Source organism: Streptomyces sp. NPDC013317, from assembly GCF_055563155.1.
In genome coordinates this window covers 576,309-597,561 of the sequence record NZ_JBVHDX010000001.1, presented here as the reverse complement: position 1 = coordinate 597,561, position 21,253 = coordinate 576,309, and the positions used below count along the sequence as shown (strand labels likewise).

Here is a 21,253-nt window from a genome sequence, read left to right as displayed (position 1 = left end):
CGGGCCGGGCTCCCAACGGACCGTGCCGGACGAAGAGTTGGCTGACGCGATGCCGTCCGGTCGCCGGAGGTTCGCCCGCCCTCCGGAGACGGACCGGGGGGCGGAGGGCCCCCGGGTCCGGTCAGCGCGTCTTCGAGGCGGCCCCGGGACCGGCTTCCCTACCGCCGCCTCCGCCGCCCGCGCAGTCGGACCACTCGACCGTGCGGTCGCACCAGCGGTTCAGGAGGACACGGTCGTGACCGACGGCGAGGAGGCCCGCGCCCGATTCGGCGCGGTACGCCTCCACCGCGGCGACCAGCGCCGCGGTCGTCGAGGCGTCGAGCATGGCGGTCATCTCGTCGCAGACGAGCCAGCGCGGCCGCAGCACCAACGCCCTTGCCAAACAGGCACGTTGCAACTGTCCGTCACTGACCTCGTGTGGGCGGCGGGCCAGCAGGTCGTCGGTGAGCCCCACGGCGGGGGCGAGTCGGGCGAGCCGTTCGGGGGCCTCGGCGCGGCGGCCGCCGGCCCGCAGCGGTTCGACGATCAGATCGGCCAGCCGAAGACGGGGGTCGGCCGACGTCCGGGGCTGCTGGAACACCACGCCGACCGCGGTCCGCAGAGCGCGCGGCGCGCGGTGCCGCCAGCCCCGTACGCGCTCGCCGTCGACGGTGACGCTCCCGGCGTCCGGCCGGTGCAGCAGCGCGGCGACCCGCGCGAGCGTCGACTTGCCGCAGCCGCTGGGCCCGAGGAGGCCGACCGACTCGCCCGGCGCGACGGTGAGAGAGGTGTCGACGAAGACCGGCGTACGACGGTCGTAGCCGGCGGTGAGGGCTTCGAGTTCAAGCACGGGGCACTCCTGGCAGGTCGGCCGGCTGCCCCGTCGGGTGGTGGCAGGCGACGCCCGCGAGCGGTTGCGGGAACGTGTCGCAGGCCGGTGTCGCCCGCTCGCAGCGCGGGGCGAACGCGCAGCCCGACGGCAGGGCGGTCAGCTCGGGGGGCATGCCCGGGATCGGGGTGAACGCGCGGTCGGGCAGGGCGTTCAGGAGGCCCCGGGCGTAGGGGTGGCGGGGACCGGGCCGTCCGAAGAAGCGGCGGGCGGCCGTCGTCTCGACGATCCGGCCCGCGTACATCACGGCCACCCGGTCGGCGATCCGTTCCGCCGCCGCCAGGTCGTGCGTGATCAGCAGCAGCGCCCGGCCGTCGTCGGCGTGACGGCGCAGCTCGTCGACCGTCCGCTCGACGAGGTCGCGGTCGAGACCGGTGGTCGGCTCGTCGGCGAGCAGGAGCGGAGCGTCGCCGATGAGGGCGAGCGCGGTGGCGGCGCGCTGGGCGAGGCCGCCGGAGAGTTCGTGCGGGTACCGGTCGAGGTGGCCGGCCGGGAACGCGGCCCGTTCCGCCGCCGCCTCGGCCGCGGCGCGCCGTTCCCGCCGCGGGGTGCCGGTCAGCTCGTGGACGGTCTCCTCCAGCTGGGCGCGCACGGTCCGGACGGGGGTGAGGTGGGCGGCGGGGCTCTGCGGCACGAGACCGATGCGCCGTCCCCGTACCGTACGGGCCAGGGTCCGCTCGCCGGCGGCGAGCAGGTCGACGCCGTCGAGCAGCGCCGTGCCCGAGGCCTCGGCGTTCCCGGGCAGCAGCCCGAGGAGCGCGGAGGCGAGGACCGACTTGCCGCAGCCGCTCTCGCCGACGAGGGCGAGGCACTCCCCCGCCGCCAGGTCGAAGTCGGCTTCGGTGACGGCGGCGACGTGTCGTCCGCCGCGCATCCGGAAGCGGACGGAGAGCCCGCGGACACTGAGGACGGCCTTGTGGCCGCGTTCGGCGGTCACGGCCTCCAGGGCTCGTGCGACGCGCGGGTTCACAGCATCAGCTCCGATCGGCGGCGCGGGTTGAGGCGGTCCCGCCACACTCCGGCGAGCCCGGCGATGGCCAGGGTCGGCACGATGAGGAGCAGACCGGGGAAGAGCGTCGGCCACCAGTCGCCGGCGAGGAGCGAGGAGCGCGCGGACTGGACCAGGTTGCCGAGGCTGGCCTGGTGGCTGGGCAGCCCGAGGCCGAGGAAGGAGAGCGCGGACTCGTGCCACATGGCGTGCGGCACCATCAGGACGGCGGCGAGTCCGGCCTGCGGCAGGACGGCGGGCAGCAGATGGCGTACGGTCACCCGCCACCGCGAGGCGCCGCCGGAGATCGCCGCGTCGACGTAGGGGCGCGAGCGCAGCGAGAGGACCTCGGATCGGACGATCCGGGCGGTCGACAGCCAGTGGGTGAGCGCGACGGAGACGATCACCGGCCACACTCCCGGCCGGAACATGGCCACGATGAAGATGCCGAGCAGCAGGTGCGGTACGGAGGAGAAGGCGTCGACGATCCGCATCACGAGCCGGTCGGTCCAGCCGCCGAGGGAGGCGGCCGCGGCGCCGACGGCCGTGCCGATGACGGTGGCGACGAGCGCGGCGACCAGGCCGACGAGGAGCGAGATCCGCAGACCGTAGACGCAGCGCAGCAGCAGGTCGCGGCCCACGTCGTCGGTGCCGAAGGGGTGTTCCGGGGACGGGGGCAGGAGTTTCAGGGACAGGTCGACGGCCTGCTCGTCGAGCTGGACGAGGGGCGGGACGAGGAGGACGGCGAGGAGGACCACGCCGACGGTCCCGGCGGAGGACCAGAGGCGCAGTCGGCGGGTGCGGGGATCAGCCATCGAAGCCCACCCTCGGGTCGGCGAGTCCGTACAGCAGGTCGGACAGGAGGTTGCCGAGGAGTACGGCGGCGGTGGCGAGCACGGTGAGCGCGGCCAGCAGCGGGAAGTCGACGGAGGTGGCCGCCTGGACGGTCGCGGCGGCGATCCCGGGCCAGCTGAAGACGGTCTCCACGAGCAGGGCTCCGGTGATGAGTTCGGGGACCCGGGAGCCGACGAGGGTGAGCATCGGGAGCATGCCGGAGCGCAGGGCGTGGCCGATCAGGACGGTCCGGTCCCGCAGTCCGCGCGCCCGTGCGCCGCGTACGGGGTCCTCCTCCAGCGCGTCCCCGACGCCCTGCCGGACGTACAGGAAGAACCAGGGCAGTTGGGAGACGCCGAGGACCAGGGCGGGCAGCACGAGGTGGGTGGCGACCTGGCCGGCGGTGACGGTGTCGCTCGCCGTGTCGGTGAGTCCGCCGGCCGGCAGGGCGCCGAGCGTGAGGGCGAAGAACCAGATGGCGAGCAGTCCGAGCCAGAAGGCCGGGGCGGCTTCCAGGGTGTACGCGGCCGAGCTGACGGCCCGGTCGAGGAGCCCGCCGCGCCGGCGCCCGGCGAGGACGCCGAGGACCGTGCCGAGCACGATGGCGAGGAGGAAGGCGGTGGTGGCGAGGAGCACGGACCAGCCGACGCGCTCGGTGATGACGTCGGCGACGGGCTGCCGCATGACGCCGGAGTCGCCGAGGTCGCCGTGGAGCGCGGCGGTCAGCCACTCCCACCAGCGGGTGGTGAGCGGCCGGTCGACGCCGAGGTTGGCGCGGAGCTGGTCCAGGTTCTCCTGCGAGGCGGTGAGTCCGGCGGTGCCGGCGTACGCCTTGACGGGGTCGAAGGGGGAGGCCTCGGCGACGGCGAAGACCGCGAAGGTGACGGCGAGGAGGACGGGGACGGCGAACAGGGCCCGCCGTCCCGTCATCCGTGCCATGGCCCCCCAGGGGAGGCGTCGGCTCACTGGTCGGCCTTCTCCGCGCCGCCCTTGGGCTTCCATGCCTCGACGTTCCACCAGGGGCCGGAGGCGAGACCGTGGTCGTGGGGCTCGGTCTGGGTGGTCAGGCCGTCCCAGTCGTCGTCGACGACGTACAGGTGGTCGATGTGGGTGAGGAAGGTGTAGCCGGGGTTCTTCACCAGTTCGCGCTGGACGAGGGAGTAGGCGGCGCGCCGCTTGACGGTGTCGTCGGTGCGGCGGCCGTCCTCCAGGGCCTTGTCGACGGCCTTGTTGTCGTACCAGGCCATGTTGTTGAAGCCGTCGCCGCCGAGGCCGGACGTCAGCAGGAGGTACTGGTCGAAGTCGGGGTCCCCGGGCGAGCCGCCGCCGGCGAGGACCGCGTCGGTCTTCATCCGGGGCTCGATGACCTCCCAGGTGCCGCCCTGGGTCCTGATCGCGATGCCGGCCTTCTTGGCGTCGGAGGCGTAGGCGAGGGCGTGGTCCTGGCGGAGCTTGTCGCCGGAGAGGTACCAGAGCGGGAACTCGGCCCGTACGCCGTCCTTCTCGCGGACGCCGTCGGCGCCGGGCTTCCAGCCCGCCTCGTCGAGGATCCTCTTGGCGGCGTCGAGGTCGTGCCGGCGCTCGGTGCCCTTGGCGAACCACTCGCTGTCGGTGGGGACGGGGCCGTAGGCGGGCTTGCCGGCGCCTTCGAGGATCTTGTCGACCATCGCCTGCCGGTCGACGGCCACGTCGAGGGCGCGGCGGACGGCGGTGTCCCCGGTGACCTCGTTGTGGGTCGGGAGTGTGACGGTGCGGTAGTCGTAGGTCTTCGCGGCGTACGTCTTCCTCGCCTTGTCGCCCTTGAAGCCGGCGGCGAGGTTGGGCGGCAGGATGGCGCCGTCGAGGTCGCCCGAGCGGAGCCGGGTGGCACGGACGTCGTCGTCCTTGATGATCGCCATGGTGAACTTCTTCACCTCCGGCGCGCCGCCCCAGTAGGTGGGGTTGGCCTTGAAGCTGAGCTTCTCGCCCCTGGACCAGTCGGTGAGGACGTACGGGCCGGTGCCGACGGGCCGGGTGGTGAAGGCGCCGGTGTTGACGTCCTGCCTGCCCGCGACGTGCTCGGGGGCGATGGCGAGGACCGTGCGCTCGGCGAAGGGCGCGTAGGGGTACTTCAGGGTGAAGACGACGGTGTCGTCGCCCACCGCCTCGACGCTCTTGAGTGCGTCGAGTTCGCTGCGGGAGGGGTTGTTCGTCTTCGGGTCGAGGACCGTCCGGTAGGTGAAGACGACGTCCTTCGCGGTGAAGGGGGCGCCGTCGCTGAAGGTCACGCCCTTGCGGAGCCTATAGGTGTACGTCAGCCCGTCCCGGCCGACCTTGGGCAGTTCGGCCGCGAGCGCCGGCTTCAGCCTCATGTCGGCGTCGAAGGCGAGGAGCCCGTCGAAGATCTTGGAGTTGCCGTCCTTGCCGTAGCCGAGGAGGGGGCTCAGGGTCTCGGGCTCGTAGGCGATGCCGACGACCGCGGAGTCCTTCGGTCCGCCCGAACCCGCACCGGTCCCACCCGGGTTCGAGCAGCCCGCGGCGGTGAGGGCCAGGGAGCCCGCGAGCGTCGCGGCCGCCATGCCGCGTATGGATCGGGCGGTCATCGTGCCCACACCCCTCTTGAAGATCAACTGTTATTGCGAACGACTCGCAATTAAACAGCATGGTGGGGGCACCCTTCCCCTCGCCCCGACCGGGCCGGACGGGGGCGGACGCGGGCGGGACGAGGGACGGGCGCGGGCGGGACCAGGGGCCCGTGTCAGAGGAAGCGGCGAATGGGCAGGACGGCGGCCTCGGCGACGCGCTGGAGCGCGGCCCGGCGCCGCCACCGGGCCGGGTCGACGGCGACGCTGCGCCGCAGGTCGGCGTCGAAGTCCTCGTCGAGTCCGGCGGTGAAGCCCTCGTCCAGGACGGCGAGCATGACCTCCTCGTCGTGGCTCATGGACCGGCGGTTGAAGTTCGTCGATCCGATCAGCGCCGCGACCCCGTCGACCGTCATGATCTTCGCGTGCATCATCGTCGGCTGGAACTGGCGGATCGACACACCGGCCTCCAGCAGCCGTTCGTAGTGGAACTGCCCTGCCAGCCGGCAGGCACGCTGGTCCGTGTGGGGGCCGGGCAGCAGGATCTCCACGGTCACGCCGCGCCGCGCGGTCGCGCACAGCAGGTCGACGAAGTACGTGTCGGGGGCGAAGTAGGCGGTGGCCAGGCGGAAGCGGTGCTCGGCGGAGGTGAGCATGACCCGGATCAGGGTCTGCATGTCCTGCCAGCCGAAGCTCGCCGAGCCCCGGACGACCTGGACGATGCTGCCGCCCGGCTGGTCGTGCTCGACGAAGCGGTCCCGCTCGTCGTACAACTCGTCGTGGCACTCGGCCCAGTTCTGGGCGAAGGCGGCGGCGATCCCGTCGACCGCGGGGCCCTGGACCCGCACATGGGTGTCACGCCATTCGGAGGGGTCGCGGGCGTCGCCGCACCACTCCTCGGCGATGCCGACGCCACCGGTGAACGCGGTGCGCTCGTCGACGATCAGCGCCTTGCGGTGGCAGCGGTGGTTCTGCTTCATCGGCGAGAGCCAGAGGGGTTTGCGGAACCAGGCCACCTGGACGCCGGCGGCGTCCATGGCGTCGAGGAGTTCCGGCTCGATCCGGCTGGCTCCGAAGCCGTCCAGGAGCAGCCGGACCCGCACCCCGTCCTGGGCCCGCCGGGCGAGGGCCGCGGCGAAGTCGCGGGCGATCTGCCCGCGCCAGTACACGAACGTCATCATGTCGATCGTGTGCTCGGCCTCCTCGACGGCTTCGAGCATCGCGGGGAAGATCTCGTCCCCGTTGCGAAGGGCGAGAAGCTGGTTCCCTTCCGTCGCCGCGATGCCGATGAGCCGTTCCAGGCGCCGGCGCAGGCGCAGGACACGGGCGGCGGCGGGGGCGGGTCTCTGTCCTTGTTCCAGGAGGGTCACGTGGGGTCCTTCGGTCGGGAGGGGCCGGGAGGCGGGGTCTCCGTGCTGGGCCGGGGGCGGGCGGTCTCCGTGCTGGGCCGGGGGGCCGCTCAGCTCTCGGAGCCGGTGGCGTAGCGGACGCGCGCCCAGGAGGGGAGGACGAACCAGCAGAGCACGTACCAGGCGCAGACGCCGGAGACGATCCACGGCACGTGGCTGTCGTGCGTGGCGACGCGCAGGATCAGGAAGAGCGCCGACGCGAGGGTGACGAGGAGGAGCACCAGTCCGGTGAAGGTGAGGCGGGAGGCCCACACGACGCCCTCGGGCTTGATGCGCCTGCCGGAGACGATGCGGTGGAAGGCCACCGGGCCTATCAGCGCTCCGGTGGCCAGGGAGCCGAGGACGACCGTGACGAGGTAGATCGTCTTGTCCGTCGAGTCCAAGGACTGGAAATGCGGGGTGAAGACGACCGTGAGCAGGAAACCGAGCAGGATCTGGACGCCCGTCTGAGCGACGCGTATCTCCTGGATGAGTTCCTGCCAGCGGCGGTCCGCCCGCTCGTCCTCCGTCTCCCGGCGTCCGGCGCCACGTTCCTCGGCCGTGCTCGGTCGGGTCGACCTCTGCTCGGCGCTGCTTCTTCCGGCGGTGTCGTCTCCGGCCCCGGGGGCCGGCTTCGTCGTATCCATGGCGCCCGGATGCCCGGTCGCCACGGCGGTATACGCACTCCGCGCGAAATCGTGGACTTCCCCCGGAGACCGTCCGGGCGATCGCGGACGAACCGGGCGGAAGGTCGCCTCGTGGCGTGGATCGTCCCGCCGATCCGCGATCCACCCGGACGAAGGAGCGTGGTCCGGCCCCGGCGGGGGCAGGTGAGCGCGCGGAACGTGGGACGACCGGGAGGGTACCGAGGCATGAGGCCGATGAGGGCGGGACGGCGAGCCGCTCCGCACGGGGCCGGACGGGGCACGCGCCGCCCCGGCGGTAGCGGCCCGCCCGGGCCCGGAGTGCGAGGGCGCTCCGGGCGGCCGGAGGACGGTGCCTCAGCTACGCGGCAGCACGGCCGTTTCGAGGTAGAAGGCGTCGATGCTCTGCACGGCGCGCTCGAACTCGTCGAGGTTGACCGGCTTGGTGACATAGGCGTTGGCGTGGCTGCTGTACGCCCCGGAGATGTCCTCGGGGGCCGAGGACGTCGTGAGGACGACGACGGGGATGGTCTGGAGCGCCTCGTCGTTCTTCAGGACCTGGAGGAGGTCGCGACCGCTCATGCGGGGCATGTTGAGGTCCAGGACGATGAGGTCCGGGCGGGCGCTGTCGGGCGCGCGAAGGTGCTCCAGCGCGGCGACCCCGTCGGTGACCTGGACGAGGTTGCGGGTCCCCCGTTCGGAGAGCGCCTCCTCGATGAGCATCGCGTCGGCGATGTCGTCCTCGACGAGGAGAACGTCGAAGGGACGGGAGGGGGCGGTCGTCATCGTTGCTCCGTGGAGTGGTCGTGGGGGTGGTCGAGGAGTCCGGGCCAGCGGCGTCGCGCGCCCTGCCGGGTCATGCCGCAGGCTTCGCCGATCTGTGGATATCCGGCGCCCGCGCTCGCGGCTTCGGCCGCCGCGGCCCGCTGGAGCCGTTCGGCGGCCCGGCGCAGTTCCTCCAGCACGAACAGTCGTGTCAGCGCCGGTGTCCGAGCATCCGACCCGAGCCGGGACGAGGTGTCCAGGACATGGTGCGTGAGGCTCTGGGCCAACTGATGGACTCCTGTGTCCGCGACGGAGGCAAGGTCCAGCCGCGGGGTGGGCGCGGAGGTTGTCATGCCGTCCATGCCCCGCACTGTAGGCGGGGGAACGCCCCCTCGACAACTGCCGTTGTCACCGGGGGCTCTAGAGTGTGCGGGCCGTACCTCCACGGAGGACGGAGGACGGTGGCTTCGGTGGAGGGGTGTACAGAGTGACCGGCAATGAGGGACGACCGTCCGATCGGCGTTTCTCCACGTGGACGACGCGGACGTGGCTGCGTGTGGGCATCACCGTCTGGCTGGTCGTGCTGACCGCTCTCGGCCTGACGGGCGGCTGGGTCCTCAGCCGGACCGCGGCCATCAGCGGCGAGCTGGTGGACGTCAGCTCGGTGGCCCTGACGGCCTCGGGCGAACTGGAGCTCGCCGTGCTGAACCAGGAGACCGGCATCCGGGGTTACGCCCTCACGGGCAGGACCGACTTCCTCGATCCGTACCGCGAGGGTCTGGGCGCGCAGGAGTCGTCCACCGCCAGGCTCTCGGAGCTGCTGGTCGACGACGCGGCCGGGCGGGCCGCCCTGGCCGAGGCCGAGGAGGCCCTGGAGGCGTGGCAGGAGCAGACCGCCCGGCCGATCGCCGCCACGGCCGCCGGTGCGTCCTCCCCTGCGGCCGTCGAGCGGGCGACCCGGGGCAAGGCCGCCTTCGACGACGTACGCGACGCCGTCGGCGATCTGCAGCGGCACCTGAGCGCCGACCGGGACCAGATGCGGCGGGAACTCCAGGGCATCATGACGCTGAGGAACTGGATCTTCAGCGCCATCGCCGTCGTCGTCGCCGCCTTGGCCGCCCTCGTCTTCGAAGGGCTGCGCCGAGGGATCAAGGAGCCGCTGGAACAGCTGGGGGCCGACGCCCGCGCGGTCACCGGAGGGGACTTCGCCCACGCCATCTCCCCCACGGGGCCGGCGGACCTGGCGCGGCTCGCCGACGAGTTCGACGTCATGCGCCGGCGGCTGGTCCGGGAGCTGTCCTTCACCGAGGAGGCGCGGGCCCGCCTGGACGCCCAGGCGGCCGACCTGCGCCGCTCGAACGCGGAGCTGGAGCAGTTCGCCTATGTGGCCTCGCACGACCTGCAGGAGCCTCTGCGCAAGGTCTCCAGCTTCACCCAGCTGCTGCAGCGGCGGTACGGAGGGCAGCTCGACGACCGGGCGGACCAGTACATCGGCTTCGCGGTGGACGGCGCCAACCGGATGCAGACCCTGATCAACGACCTGCTCGACTTCTCCCGCGTCGGCCGGATCCACAACGCCCTGGAGCGGGTGGACCTCGACAAGGTGCTGGACGGCTGCCTCGAGAGCCTCAGTGTCTCCATCGAGGAGTCGGGCGCGGAGATCACCCGCTCGCCGCTCCCGACCGTCGTCGCCGACCCCACCCAGCTGGGGATGCTCTGGCAGAACCTGATCGGCAACGCCGTCAAGTTCCGCCGCCCCGGCGTGGCGCCCCGCATCTCGGTGGACGCGCAGCAGGAGGGCTCGTCGTGGCGGTTCACGGTGACGGACAACGGCATCGGCATCGCGCCCGAGTACGCGGAGAAGGTCTTCGTCATCTTCCAGCGGCTGCACACCAAGGACGCGTACCCGGGCAGTGGCATCGGCCTGGCCATGTGCAAGAAGATCGTCGAGTTCCACGGCGGGACCATCGCGATCGACACCGGCTGTACCGAGGGGACCCGAATCGTCTTCACCCTGGCCCAGGAGCCCCAGACCGCCGAGGAGCTCGGGTCCGGCACGCAGGACGCCACGAGCACCGGAACGGAGAGAGCGCTGTGACCGCCACGGCACCGGCATTCGCCACGTACGCGGACGACCCGTTGTACCGGGTGCTTCTCGTCGAGGACGACGAGGCCGACGCCCTGCTCGTGGAGGAGCTGCTGCACGACACCGGGCTGCCCTTCCGGCTGACGGTGACGACGACGCTGGCGGATGCCTGCGCCGAGCTCGCGGGCGAGCCCGCCGACTGCATCCTGCTCGACCTGCACCTGCCGGACGCCTCGGGGCCGGCCGCCGTGGCGACCGTGCGGGCGAGCGCCCCGCACACGGCCGTGGTCGTGCTGACCGGCCTGTCCGAACGGCACGCCGGCACCGACGCCATGGCGGCCGGAGCGCAGGACTACCTGGTGAAGGGCAAGGTGGAGCCCGATCTCCTGCGGCGGACCGTGCGGTACGCGGTGTACCGGAGCAGGAGCGAGCGCGCCGCCGTCGAGGCTCAGGCGGCGCGGCTCCAGGCGCAGGAGAACAAGCGGCTGGAACGCGGGCTCCTTCCGCAGCCCCTCCTGGAGACCCGGGCCGTCACGATCACGACCCGCTACCTGCCGGGGCGGGAACAGGCGCTGCTGGGCGGCGACTTCCTCGACGCGGTCGAGGACGACGGTGTACTGCACGGGATCGTCGGTGACGTCAGCGGCCACGGCCCCGACGCAGCCGCCCTGGGGGTGTGCCTGCGCATAGCGTGGCGCTCGCTCGTCCTCGGCGGCCACCGCGGGGCCGAGCTGCTGCGACTGCTCGACCGCATCCTGAGCGCGGAGCGGCGGGAGCCGCACCTCTTCGCGACCTGTGCGCTGATCACGCTCGACCAGGGCGCCCGGACGGCGACCCTGCACCTGGCCGGGCACGACGCGCCCCTGCTGAGCACGGATCAGGGCACTCTGGAGGTGTCCTCCGCGCACGGCATCGCCCTCGGCATCGCCCCGGAGCTCGGACAGTGGCCGCAGACCGTCATCCCGCTGCCGGCGACCGGAGGGCTGACGCTCTACACGGACGGCCTGACCGAGGGGTACGCGGGTGACACGGACCGCCGCCTGGGGGTCGACGGTCTGCTCGCCCTGATCGACCGCCTGCCGCCGACGGATCCCGGTACGCACGTCGACCTCCTCATCAAGGAGGCGCGCGCGCTCAACGCGGGACGGCACACCGACGACCTGGCCGTGCTGCGCCTCGACTGGGGCCCTCGGGGGCCCTCGGAGGGAAGCTGACCCCGACGGGCTCACGACGTGCGGCCGGGGCCGTCCCCCACGAGGGGCCACCCCGGCCGCGACGGCGGGGCGGAAGGCCTCCGCCCCGCCGTCGCTCGTCAGGCGGGCGCGGGGAGGCCGACCAGGGCGGCGATGGTGTCCTGGTGGCGTCCCGTCGAACCCAGGGCGATCTGGTCCGACTTGGCCCGCTTCAGCGCCAGATGCGCGGGGTGTTCCCACGTCATGCCGATGCCGCCGTGGAGCTGGACGCACTCCTCCGCCGCGTGGACGGCGACCTTCGCGCAGTACGCCTGGGCGACGGCGACGGTCAGGGGCGCGTCGGGGCTGCCGGTGGCCAGCGCGTCGGCGGCGGCGCGGGCCGCCGCCCGGGCGTTCACGACCTCCAGCCAGAGCTGCGCCATGCGGTGCTTGAGCGCCTGGAACGAGCCGACGGGCCGGTTGAACTGGAAGCGGGTGCGGGTGTGGCGGACGGTCTCCTCCAGACACCACTCGGCGAGCCCGAGCTGCTCGGAGGCGAGCAGCCCCGCGCCCGCGAGCAGGCCGCGCCGCACCGCCGCCGCGGAGGCCTCCGCGTCGGCGAGCCGGACGCCTCCCGCGTCGGCGGGGGTCACCCTCGCGAGGGGCCGGGTCAGGTCGAGCGGGGTCTGCGGTTCCACGCCGGCGGCGTCCGCCGCGACCGCGTGGAGGCCGTCGGCCCGCGGGACGAGGAAGACGTCGGCCAGGGCGGCGTCGGCGACACCGTGCACGGTGCCGGCGGTGAGCGGTTCCGCGTCGGGCGCGGTGGACAGCGGCAGCGCGAGCACCGCGACGCTGCGCCCGGAGGCCAGCCCCGCGAGCAGCTCGGCGACCGGGGCGCTCTCGGTGTCCAGGGCGAGCAGGGTCTCGGTCGCGACGACGGCGCTGGTGAGGTACGGCGCCGGGGTCACCGCGCGGCCCAGCTCCTCCAGGACGACGGCCGCCTCGCGGTGGCTCGCGCCCTGGCCGCCCAGCTTCTCGGGGACGAGCAGCCCGGCCGCGCCGATCTCGCCCGCGAGGGACTTCCAGAGGCCGGGGACGTACGGGTCGCCGGTCTCGATCCGGCCGAGCAGCACGCTCGGGCCGGCCCGGTCGGTGAGCAGGGAGCGGACCGCCGCCCGCAGGTCGTCCTCGGTCTCGGAGTAGAGGAGGTCAGTCATCGCGCGAGGTCCTTCCAGGCGACGTCCTTGTCGTTGCGGGGCTCGGCGGGCAGTCCGAGGACGCGTTCGGCGACGATGTTCAGCAGGACCTCGGTCGTTCCGCCCTCGATCGAGTTGCCCTTGGAACGCAGATAGCGGTAGCCGGCGTCACGGCCGGTGAAGTCGACCAGCTCGGGGCGGCGCATGGTCCAGTCCCCGTACAGCAGGCCTTCCTCGCCGAGCAGTTCGACCTCCAGACCGCTGATGGCCTGGTTGAGGCGGGCGAAGCCCAGCTTCATCGCGCTGCCCTCGGGTCCCGGCTGTCCGGCGACGAGCTGCTGGCGCAGCCGTTCCCCGGTGAGCCGGGCCACTTCGGAGTCCACCCAGAGGTCGAGCAGCCGTCGGTGGAGGTCGTGGGTGCGCAGTTCGGGACGTTCGCGCCAGGTGGTGGAGACCGGCCCGATCATGCCGCCCTCGCGGGGGATGCGGGCTCCGCCGATCGAGACCCGCTCGTTCATCAGGGTGGTCTGGGCGACGCGCCAGCCGTCGCCGGTCTCGCCGAGCCGGTGTGCGTCGGGGATGCGGACGTCGCTGAGGAAGACCTCGTTGAACTCGGCCTCGCCGGTGATCTGGCGGAGCGGCCGGACCTCGACGCCGGGGTCGCTCATGTCGCAGACGAAGTACGTGATGCCCCGGTGCTTGGGGAGGCCGGGGTCGGTGCGGGCGATGAGGATGGCCCAGCGGGCGGCATGGGCGCTGGAGGTCCACACCTTCTGGCCGTTGACGATCCAGTCGCCGGTGGCCTCGTCGCGGACGGCGCGGGTGCCGAGGGCGGCGAGGTCGGAGCCGGCGCCGGGCTCGCTGAAGAGCTGGCACCACACCTCCTCGCCCACCCACAGCGGCCTGAGGAAGCGCCGCTTTACCTCGTCGGAGCCGTACGCGAGGAGGGTCGGCGCCGCCATGCCGAGGCCGATGCCGATCCGGCGCGGATCGTTGTCGGGGGCGTCCGCCGCGGCGAGTTCGGCGTCGACGACCGCCTGCAGGGAGCGCGGGGCGTCGAGGCCGCCGAGGCCGACGGGGTAGTGGACCCAGGCGAGTCCGGCGTCGAAGCGGGCGCGCAGAAAGTCGGTGCGGTCGGTGGTCGCGGGCGGGTGCTCGGCGATCAACCGCTGTGTACGGGCGCGCAGTTCGGCTGCGTCCGGGGCGGCGGCGGTCATCCGGCGGCTCCTTCCGGGACGACGACGAGACGGCCGGTGGTGACGCCCTCGCTCACGCGCTGTACGGCGTCCGCCGCTCCGGTGAACGGCACGCGCTCGCTGACCAGGGGCTTGATCAGGCCCTTGGCCGCGTACGCGGTGAGCGTCTCGTGGCAGCGCAGGACGGCGGCCGGATCCTTGAGGTTGTACAGGCCCCAGTGGAGCCCGACGACCGAGTAGTTCTTGACCAGGGCGTGGTTGAGCGCGGCCGAGGGGATGACCCCGCTGGCGAAGCCGACCACCACGATGCGGCCCTCGAAGGCGACGACCTTCGTGGACTGGGTGTAGGCGTCGCCGCCCACGGGGTCGTAGATCACGTCGGCGCCACGTCCTCCGGTGGCCTCCTTGACGGCGGCGATGACGTCCTCGGAGCGCCGGTCGACGACGACGTCGCAGCCGAGCGCCCGGGCGACCTCGGCCTTCTCCGCTCCGCCGACCACGCCGATGACGGTGGCCCCGGCCGCCTTGCCGAGCTGGACGGCCGCGCTGCCGACACCGCCCGCCGCGGCGTGGACGAGCAGGGTCTCGCCCTCCTTGAGGGCGGCGCGCCGGTGCAGCCCGAACCAGCCCGTCTGGTAGCCGATGTGGAGGGCGGCCGCCTCGGCGTCGTCGAGGGCCTCGGGGGCGGGCAGCAGCGCCGCCGCGTCCGCCACCGCGTAGTCGGCGAAGCCGCCGTACGGCAGGGCGGGGGTCGCGATGACCCGCCGCCCGTCCTCGGTCTCCCCGCAGATCTCCACCCCGGGCGTGAAGGGGAGCGGGGGCCGCACCTGGTACTGGCCCCGGCAGAGCAGGGCGTCCGGGAAGTTGACGTTGGCCGCGCGGACCCTGAGGAGGAGCTGCCCCTCACCGGGGGTGGGCGCCTCCACCTCGTCGAGCTGCATCACCTCGCCAGGCTCGCCGTTCTCGTGCACTCGCCATGCCTGCATCGCGGTCCTCCACCAGCCGTCGTCCGTACTGCGCGGTCGGTCGCATACTAAGCGGTCGCTTGTGCCTGGTGGAACCATGCGCCGGGGACTTCTTCAGGACTGCTTGGGCCGGGCCCTCACATGCATCCGCTCACCCTGCGGACCGAACAGGCTCAGGAACTCCACCGGCCCGTCGGGCGTGGGCCCGAACCAGTGCGGTACGCGCGTGTCGAACTCGGCGGCCTCCCCCGCCCCCAGCACGACGTCGTGCTCGCCGAGGACGAGGCGCAGCCTCCCGGACAGCACATAGAGCCATTCGTACCCCTCGTGGACCCGCGGGTCCGGGTCCTCGTGCGGCTTCTCCTGCACCACCTTGTACGCCTGGAGTCCACCCGGTTGGCGGGTGAGCGGGAACATCGTCCGGCCGTGCCGCACGATGGGCTTGGCCTTGACCCGGGGGTCGCCGACCGGCGGCGCGCCGACCAGCTCGTCCAGCGGCACCTGGTGGGCCCGCGCGATGGGGAGCAGCAGCTCCAGGCTCGGCCTGCGCTGCCCGGACTCCAGACGCGAGAGGGTGCTCACGGAGATCCCGGTGGAGGCGGAGAGGTCCCCGAGCGTGGCGCCGCGATCGCGCCGGATCCGGCGCAGCCGTGGCCCGACCTCGTTCAGCACGGCGTCGATGCGGTCGTCCCCGGTATCTGTCTCACTCATCCCTCCATTGCAGAAACAGCAAACGCGTTTGTCAACCTCGCCGGTCGGGGAGACGCTGCTGGTATGAGCGAACACACGAGCCCGCACGAGCCCGAGTCCTACGACGTGGTGGTGGCCGGCGGTGGAGCGGCCGGGCTGAGCGCCGCCCTGATCCTCGGCCGGTCGCGGCGTCGGACCCTGGTGGTCGACGCGGGCGAACCGCGCAACGCCCCGTCCGCCCACATGCATGGGTTCCTCTCCCGGGACGGGATGGACCCGGCGGAGTTCCTGGAGGTGGGCCGGCGCGAGATCGCCGCGTACGGGGTGGAGTGGACGAACGGACAGGTGACGGGAGCGGTCCGGGAGCTCGGCGACGCCGAGGGCTTCATGGTGACCGTGGACGACGACCACCTGGTCCGCGCGCGCCGGCTCGTCGTCACCACCGGACTCGTCGACGAACTCCCCGCGATCGACGGCGTCGCCGAACGCTGGGGACGGGACGTGCTGCACTGCCCGTACTGCCACGGCTGGGAGGTCCGCGACCGGGCCTTCGGGGTGATCGCGCACCCGGGCATGCCGGCCCATCAGGCGCTGATCCTCAGCCACTGGTCCCCGGACGTGACCCTCTTCGCGCACACGGCCGGGCCGCTCTCCGAGGAGGAGCGCGCCCGGGTGGCGGCGGCCGGGGTCGAGGTCGTGACGGGCGAGGTCGCGGGCCTGGTCGTCGAGGACGACCGGTTCACCGGCGTACGGATGGCGGACGGCCGGGTCGTCGCGCGTGAGGTGCTCTTCGTCGGACCGCGCATGACGCCCCGGGACGGGCTGCTCACCGCGCTGGGCGCCGAGACCCGGGAGACCCCGCTCGGCGACTTCGTGGCGGTGGACGAGACCGGCCGGACCAGCGTGCCCGGCGTCTGGGCCGCGGGCAACGCGATCGGCGCGCAGGAACAGGTGATCAACGCGGCGAGTGGCGGCTACCGGGCCGGCGTGGCGATCAACACGGAGCTGCTCATGGAGGACCTGGACCGCAAGGCCGCTGCCGCGGCGGGCTGACAGGGCTTCAGTTCTCGCCCTTGGCACGCTATCGATGCGGCATGACGCACACGGAGACGGATCCGCCGGGACTGCCCGCCCCTCCCCCGCTCGGCGCGAGCGCACTGCCACCGGGGACGTACGAGGGAAGGACGGTCCTGGTGACCGGGGGCGGTTCGGGTCTGGGGAAGGCCGTCGCGGCCGAGTTCGCCCGGCTGGGCGCGGAGCTGATGCTCGTCGGCCGGACGGCCGCGCGGCTGGAGTCCGCGCGCGGGGAGCTGGCGGAGACCGGCGGGAGCGGGGTGGCGACCGCGGTCTGCGACATCCGTGATCCCGACGCCGTGGCCGGAGCCTTCGACGCCTGCGAGGTTGCCCTCGGCTCCCGGCCTGACGTCCTGGTGAACAACGCGGCGGCCAACTTCCCCGTGCCGGCGGAGGAGCTGTCGCCCAACGGCTGGCGCGCGGTCGTCGACATCACGCTGACCGGGACCTGGTTCATGACCAGGGAGTTCGCCCGGCGCCACCTCGCGGCCCGTACGCCCGGGTCCGTCGTCAACGTGGGCGCCTCCTACGCCTGGACCGGCGGTCCCGGCTTCGCGCACTCGGCGGCGGCGAAGGCCGGTGTGAAGAACCTGGTCGAGACGCTGGCGGTGGAGTGGGGGCCGTACGGGATCCAGGTCAACGGCCTGGTGCCGGGGCTGATGCCGCACGAGGACATGACGGACGACATCCGGGGCGCGCTCGCGCGGGCGGCCGGCAAGGACGCCCGGCAGCCCGCCCTGCGGGTGGGGTACCCGCGGGAGCTGGGCTGGGCGGCGACCTTCCTGGCCTCTCCCTACGCCCGGTTCGTCTCGGGGCACACGCTGGTGGTGGACGGCGCGAACTGGCAGCGCCGGGCCCTCGTCAACGATCCCGTGGTGCCGCTGCGCGAGCAGCTGGGGCGCGGCAGGTTCGGGGAGTGACGCCCGCTGGTCCACGCGGATGAACCCGGGCGGCTGCGGCTGCGCGGGCGTGGGAGAACGGCGAGGATCGGCGAGGGTGACCGGACGACCTCCAGACGCGGAAAGGCAGGGCACATCACATGCTCGGTACGGACTTCACCAAGGGATCGCCCAGCTGGGTCGACCTGGGCAGCCCCGACACGGCGGTCGCCGCCGCGTTCTACACCGCCGTCTTCGGCTGGGAGTTCGCGTCGGCCGGCCCGGATGCCGGAGGCTACGGCTTCTTCCAGCAGGACGGCCGGACGGTCGCCGCCCTCGGTCCGCTGACGGAGCAGGGGGCGAGCAGCGCGTGGACGCTGTACTTCCAGACGCCGGACGCCGACGCCACGGTGAAGACCGCCGAGTCCGCGGGCGGCGCGGTCCGCGCCGAGCCGATGGACGTCATGACGGCCGGACGGATGGCCCAGCTGACCGACCCGGCGGGCGCCGACTTCGCCGTGTGGCAGCCGGGTGAGACGAAGGGCCTGGACAGGACCTCGGAGAACAACACGCTGTGCTGGGCCGAGCTGCATGTGCCCGACCCGGCGGCCGCCCTGGACTTCTACGGAAGGCTCTTCGGCTGGCGCTCGCAGGAGATGGATGCCCCGGGTATGACCTACCGGGTGCTGTCCACCGCCGAGGGCGACCTGGAGGACGCCACCTTCGGCGGGGTCGCCGAGCTCCAGGAGGGCGGGAACGAGGCGCGCTGGATCCCGTACTTCGGTGTCGCGGACGCGGACGACATCGTCATCCGCGCCCAGGGGAACGGGGGGTCGGTCCTCATGCCGGCGGCCGACATCCCCGACGTCGGGCGGATCGCCTGGCTGGCGGATCCCTTCGGCGCCCCGTTCGCGGTACTGAAGCCCGAACCGCCGAACTAGGGCGTGTTCCGCGCCCTTGGCGGCGATTCCCGGTCGCGCTCTGCGTAGGGTCCGGAGCGTCACCGGTTCACGACCGCGCTTTCCAGGGCGGCTCCGACGATTGGGCACGCATTGACCGTCGACACCGGCGCGGAGACCCGGCAGGCGGTTCCGCGGACGTCACCACGGAACCCTCTCGTCCGACGCGCCTTCCTGTCGTACCGGCGCGCCAGGCCGGCGATCCTCTGCTACCTGGCGTGCAAGGTCCTGGGGGTCGGCTGGATCGCGGTGCGAGCCGCGGAGAGCGGCATGCCTCTCGAGACGTCGCTCGGCTACGTGTGGGATGCGCGGTGGTACCTGGGCATCGCACAGCACGGCTACGGTCACGCGGATCTGATTCCCGGCTACGGCGGCGGCCCGGCCGGCCGATGGCAGGACCTCGCGTTCTTTCCGCTGTATCCGGGAGCCGTGCGGGCGGCCGGCGAGCTGCTGCCGATGACGCTCACCGGTACCGCGCTGCTGATCACCTGTGTGTCCTCCGTGGTCGCGGCATGGGGGATCCACGCGTTCGGAACGGCCCTGCACAGCCATCGCGTCGGGGTCCTGCTCGCCGTCCTGTGGGGTCTGCTGCCGCAGTCGTTCATCCAGTCCATGGCCTACCCGGAGGCGATGTTCACCGCGCTGTGCGCCTGGACGCTGTACGCCCTGGTGACGCGACGCCTGATCACGGCGTCCGTGCTCGCCGTGGCCGCGGGCCTGACGCGCCCGTTGGGCATCGCCGTGGTGGCCGCCGTCGTCGTCACGGCGCTGCTCGCCTCGCCGCGCGGGCGCCGCACGCTCACCCCGGTCCTGATCGCGCCCCTGGGGCTGCTCGGCTATGCCGTGTGGGCCGGGCTGTGCACCGGGCGACCGCTCGGCTACTTCGACGTGCAGCGCGACTGGAAGACAGAGGTCGACTTCGGCGAGTCCGTGATCGCGGCCACGAGCAGGGTGGCCGCCGGCCATGTGAGCGCGGTGGAACAGGCATCCGTGCTCATCGTGATCGCGGGCCTCGTCCTCCTGTGGGCTCTTCTGAGTTCACGTCCGCCGACGGCCGTCGTCGTCTTCACCCTGGTCCTGGTGGCCGTGGCCGTCGGCGTGAGCGGCTTCATCCAGATCAAGCCGCGTTTTCTGCTGCCCTGTTTCACTCTGCTGCTGCCCGCGGCCGTCGCTCTGGCCAGGGCGAAGCCGCTCACCCGGGTCGCGGCGCTCTCCGCGCTGGCGTTCCTCTCCTTCACGTACGGGGCCTACTTCGTCACCTCCGGATACACGCCGTAGCGGGACGAGCCACATGGGGGTGTGTCAGCCGCCCTCGAAGCGCGGGGTGCGGCGGGCCGCCTTCGCGGCGTAGCCCTCGCGGGCGTCGTCGGAGGTGAGCGTGAGCGCGGCGGACAGAGCCGTACGGTCGAGGGCGGCGGTCAGGCCCTGGTCCGCGTAGGCGTCGATGTTCCGTTTGATCGCGCGGACGGCGAGCGGCGCGGCGGACGCGATGGCGTCCGCCGTCTCGCGGGCCGTGCGATCGAGGTCGTCGCGGCCCGTGACGACCTGGACGAGGCCGAGCCGTTCGGCGGTGGCGGCGTCGATCCGACGTCCGGTGAGGGCCAGGTACTTCGCCCAGCCGGCGCCGGCCTCGCGGGCGATCCGCAGATCGCCGCCCGCGTCGACGGCGACACCGATCCCCGCCTCGGGCAGGGCGAATACGGCGTCGTCGGCGGCGATCCGGATGTCCGCCATGAGCGCGAGCTCGAAGCCGAAGCCGAGGCAGTAGCCCTGGACGGCGGCCACGACGGGCTGGGGCAGCCGGGCGAAGACCGCGAAGCGTTCGTGGACCCAGCGGATGCCCTCGTCGTACCGCTGCATCCTCGCGGCGCCCGTCCGGCCGGTGATCCCGCCGCCGGGTGCCGTGACGTCGATGCCCGCGCAGAAGGCCCGCCCCTCGGCCCGGAGCAGCACGACCCGTACGCGCTCGTCGAAGCGGATCCGGTCGGCCATGAGGCCGAGCTGCCGGCTGGCCTCCCAGCTCCAGCCGTTGAGCTGCTCCGGCCGGCAGAGCGTGAGGACGCCCACGCCGTCCTCGACCGTGAGCGCGAGGCGCTCCTCGCCCTCCGGGATCTCCGTGTCGAGCGTGTCGATCACAGCTTCACCTCACCCCTGATTCCTGACGTACCGTCAGACAGAGGGTCAGGCTAGGCGGTCAGCACTGCCACAGGAAGGCCCCGGCCGAGACACGCCCTAGCGGGAGAAGAGCTCGAAGGCGACCGCCGGCCGGTCGCCGTAGCGGGCGGCGAAGCGGTCGTTGTTCTGCGCCAGGAAGGTACGGACGTACTCCTCGGGGTCCTGGTCCGTCAGGCCCTCGATGTACGCGCGGTGGGCGAGCAGCGACCGTACGGCGCGCTCGGCGCCGGGCGTGGCGTCGACGGCGTGGGTCGGTGTGCTCGTTCCGGCGACCGCCACCCAGCGCACGCCGTTCCACGGCTCCAGGCCCTGCTCGGTCAGTTCGGGGAAGATCCAGCGGTTGCCCGCGTCGCCCGCGGCGTCGAGCGTGGCGCGGCCCACGGCCAGGTGGTCCGGGGTGTTCCAGTACCCGCCGGGGCCGAAGCCCCAGGTGTCGCGGTGGTTCAGGGTGATGACCAGCTCGGGCCGGTGCCGGCGGACGACCGCCGCGATGTCGCGGCGCAGACCGAGTCCGTACTCGATCACCCCGTCCCGGTGGTCGAGGAACTCCACGGTCGACACCCCGACCACCTCCGCGCTCGCCCGCTGCTCCCGCTCGCGCAGCGGGCCGCAGGCGGCCGGGGCGAGCGAGTCGATACCGGCCTCGCCGCGGGTCGCGAGGACGTAGACGACCTCTTTGCCCGCGTCCGTCCAGGCCGCGACGGCCGCGGCGCAGCCGTACTCGAGGTCGTCCGGGTGGGCGACCACGGCGAGCGCGCGCTGCCAGTCGTCCGGCATGTCGTCGAGGGGTGAGCTGCTCGTGTCGATCATGGGC

Annotated in this window: 21 protein-coding genes; 6 read left to right on the top strand and 15 right to left on the bottom strand. The window is 73.0% G+C overall.

The window, feature by feature from the left end; translation table 11 throughout:
* Positions 1-121 precede the first annotated feature (121 nt).
* The 9 genes from ACZ3IJ_RS02575 to ACZ3IJ_RS02535 form a co-directional block, all read right to left on the bottom strand.
* On the bottom strand, positions 122-829 hold the full coding sequence (locus tag ACZ3IJ_RS02575; RefSeq protein WP_467465810.1) for an ABC transporter ATP-binding protein: 708 nt from the start codon (positions 827-829) through the stop codon (positions 122-124).
* Positions 822-1,742: an ABC transporter ATP-binding protein gene (locus ACZ3IJ_RS02570; protein WP_467466257.1), complete on the bottom strand. Its 921-nt coding sequence runs from the start codon at positions 1,740-1,742 to the stop codon at positions 822-824. Before ACZ3IJ_RS02570 ends, ACZ3IJ_RS02575 begins: the two co-directional genes overlap by 8 nt.
* A gap of 92 nt (positions 1,743-1,834) precedes the next feature.
* Entirely contained in the window at positions 1,835-2,671 is an 837-nt protein-coding gene (locus ACZ3IJ_RS02565; RefSeq protein ID WP_467465809.1) for an ABC transporter permease, read from the bottom strand.
* Positions 2,664-3,656 carry an ABC transporter permease gene (locus ACZ3IJ_RS02560; protein WP_467465808.1) on the bottom strand — a complete coding sequence of 331 codons (993 nt, stop codon included), beginning with the start codon at positions 3,654-3,656 and terminating at the stop codon, positions 2,664-2,666. Before ACZ3IJ_RS02560 ends, ACZ3IJ_RS02565 begins: the two co-directional genes overlap by 8 nt.
* Complete coding sequence (locus ACZ3IJ_RS02555) at positions 3,653-5,272, bottom strand: ABC transporter substrate-binding protein (protein ID WP_467465807.1); 1,620 nt, start codon at positions 5,270-5,272, stop codon at positions 3,653-3,655. The genes ACZ3IJ_RS02560 and ACZ3IJ_RS02555 overlap by 4 nt, the downstream gene beginning before the upstream one ends.
* 155 nt (positions 5,273-5,427) lie before the next feature.
* Complete coding sequence (locus ACZ3IJ_RS02550; RefSeq protein WP_467465806.1) at positions 5,428-6,621, bottom strand: phospholipase D-like domain-containing protein; 1,194 nt, start codon at positions 6,619-6,621, stop codon at positions 5,428-5,430.
* Positions 6,622-6,710: 89 nt separating this feature from the next.
* Positions 6,711-7,286: a DUF6328 family protein gene (locus ACZ3IJ_RS02545; RefSeq protein WP_467465805.1), complete on the bottom strand. Its 576-nt coding sequence runs from the start codon at positions 7,284-7,286 to the stop codon at positions 6,711-6,713.
* Between the two features lie 354 nt (positions 7,287-7,640).
* Positions 7,641-8,069 (bottom strand): response regulator, encoded by a 429-nt coding sequence (locus ACZ3IJ_RS02540; protein WP_306324902.1) that lies wholly within the window; start codon positions 8,067-8,069, stop codon positions 7,641-7,643.
* The gene (locus tag ACZ3IJ_RS02535) at positions 8,066-8,410 is read right to left on the bottom strand and encodes a hypothetical protein (protein ID WP_467465804.1); all 345 of its coding nucleotides are present in this window, start codon (positions 8,408-8,410) and stop codon (positions 8,066-8,068) included. The genes ACZ3IJ_RS02540 and ACZ3IJ_RS02535 overlap by 4 nt, the downstream gene beginning before the upstream one ends.
* 125 nt (positions 8,411-8,535) lie before the next feature.
* Here ACZ3IJ_RS02535 and ACZ3IJ_RS02530 point away from each other — a divergent pair, with 125 nt between their 5' ends.
* Positions 8,536-10,146, top strand: a complete 1,611-nt coding sequence (locus ACZ3IJ_RS02530) for a sensor histidine kinase (protein ID WP_467465803.1) — start codon at positions 8,536-8,538, stop codon at positions 10,144-10,146.
* The gene (locus tag ACZ3IJ_RS02525) at positions 10,143-11,348 is read left to right on the top strand and encodes a PP2C family protein-serine/threonine phosphatase (RefSeq protein WP_467465802.1); all 1,206 of its coding nucleotides are present in this window, start codon (positions 10,143-10,145) and stop codon (positions 11,346-11,348) included. Before ACZ3IJ_RS02530 ends, ACZ3IJ_RS02525 begins: the two co-directional genes overlap by 4 nt.
* Before the next feature lie 98 nt (positions 11,349-11,446).
* On the opposite strand, the gene ACZ3IJ_RS02520 is transcribed toward ACZ3IJ_RS02525, so the two are convergent.
* The 4 genes from ACZ3IJ_RS02520 to ACZ3IJ_RS02505 form a co-directional block, all read right to left on the bottom strand.
* Positions 11,447-12,523 (bottom strand): acyl-CoA dehydrogenase family protein, encoded by a 1,077-nt coding sequence (locus ACZ3IJ_RS02520; protein WP_467465801.1) that lies wholly within the window; start codon positions 12,521-12,523, stop codon positions 11,447-11,449.
* Complete coding sequence (locus ACZ3IJ_RS02515; RefSeq protein WP_467465800.1) at positions 12,520-13,719, bottom strand: acyl-CoA dehydrogenase family protein; 1,200 nt, start codon at positions 13,717-13,719, stop codon at positions 12,520-12,522. Before ACZ3IJ_RS02515 ends, ACZ3IJ_RS02520 begins: the two co-directional genes overlap by 4 nt.
* Positions 13,716-14,684 carry an NADPH:quinone oxidoreductase family protein gene (locus tag ACZ3IJ_RS02510; RefSeq protein WP_467465799.1) on the bottom strand — a complete coding sequence of 323 codons (969 nt, stop codon included), beginning with the start codon at positions 14,682-14,684 and terminating at the stop codon, positions 13,716-13,718. Before ACZ3IJ_RS02510 ends, ACZ3IJ_RS02515 begins: the two co-directional genes overlap by 4 nt.
* Positions 14,685-14,777: 93 nt before the next feature.
* Positions 14,778-15,374: a helix-turn-helix domain-containing protein gene (locus ACZ3IJ_RS02505; RefSeq protein WP_467465797.1), complete on the bottom strand. Its 597-nt coding sequence runs from the start codon at positions 15,372-15,374 to the stop codon at positions 14,778-14,780.
* 63 nt (positions 15,375-15,437) lie between these two features.
* Here ACZ3IJ_RS02505 and ACZ3IJ_RS02500 point away from each other — a divergent pair, with 63 nt between their 5' ends.
* The 4 genes from ACZ3IJ_RS02500 (at position 15,438) to ACZ3IJ_RS02485 (ending at position 19,542) form a co-directional block, all read left to right on the top strand.
* On the top strand, positions 15,438-16,406 hold the full coding sequence (locus ACZ3IJ_RS02500) for an NAD(P)/FAD-dependent oxidoreductase (protein ID WP_467465796.1): 969 nt from the start codon (positions 15,438-15,440) through the stop codon (positions 16,404-16,406).
* A 41-nt stretch (positions 16,407-16,447) separates the two neighbouring features.
* A complete protein-coding gene (locus tag ACZ3IJ_RS02495) occupies positions 16,448-17,347 on the top strand; it encodes an SDR family oxidoreductase (RefSeq protein ID WP_467465795.1) in 900 nt (299 codons plus the stop codon).
* A gap of 119 nt (positions 17,348-17,466) precedes the next feature.
* Complete coding sequence (locus tag ACZ3IJ_RS02490) at positions 17,467-18,246, top strand: VOC family protein (protein ID WP_467465794.1); 780 nt, start codon at positions 17,467-17,469, stop codon at positions 18,244-18,246.
* 111 nt (positions 18,247-18,357) lie between these two features.
* The gene (locus tag ACZ3IJ_RS02485; protein ID WP_467465793.1) at positions 18,358-19,542 is read left to right on the top strand and encodes a hypothetical protein; all 1,185 of its coding nucleotides are present in this window, start codon (positions 18,358-18,360) and stop codon (positions 19,540-19,542) included.
* A 24-nt stretch (positions 19,543-19,566) separates the two neighbouring features.
* On the opposite strand, the gene ACZ3IJ_RS02480 is transcribed toward ACZ3IJ_RS02485, so the two are convergent.
* Positions 19,567-20,400, bottom strand: coding sequence for an enoyl-CoA hydratase/isomerase family protein (locus ACZ3IJ_RS02480; protein WP_467465792.1), 834 nt, complete (start codon positions 20,398-20,400; stop codon positions 19,567-19,569).
* Positions 20,401-20,496: 96 nt separating this feature from the next.
* Positions 20,497-21,249: a PIG-L deacetylase family protein gene (locus tag ACZ3IJ_RS02475; RefSeq protein WP_467465791.1), complete on the bottom strand. Its 753-nt coding sequence runs from the start codon at positions 21,247-21,249 to the stop codon at positions 20,497-20,499.
* Positions 21,250-21,253 lie beyond the last annotated feature (4 nt).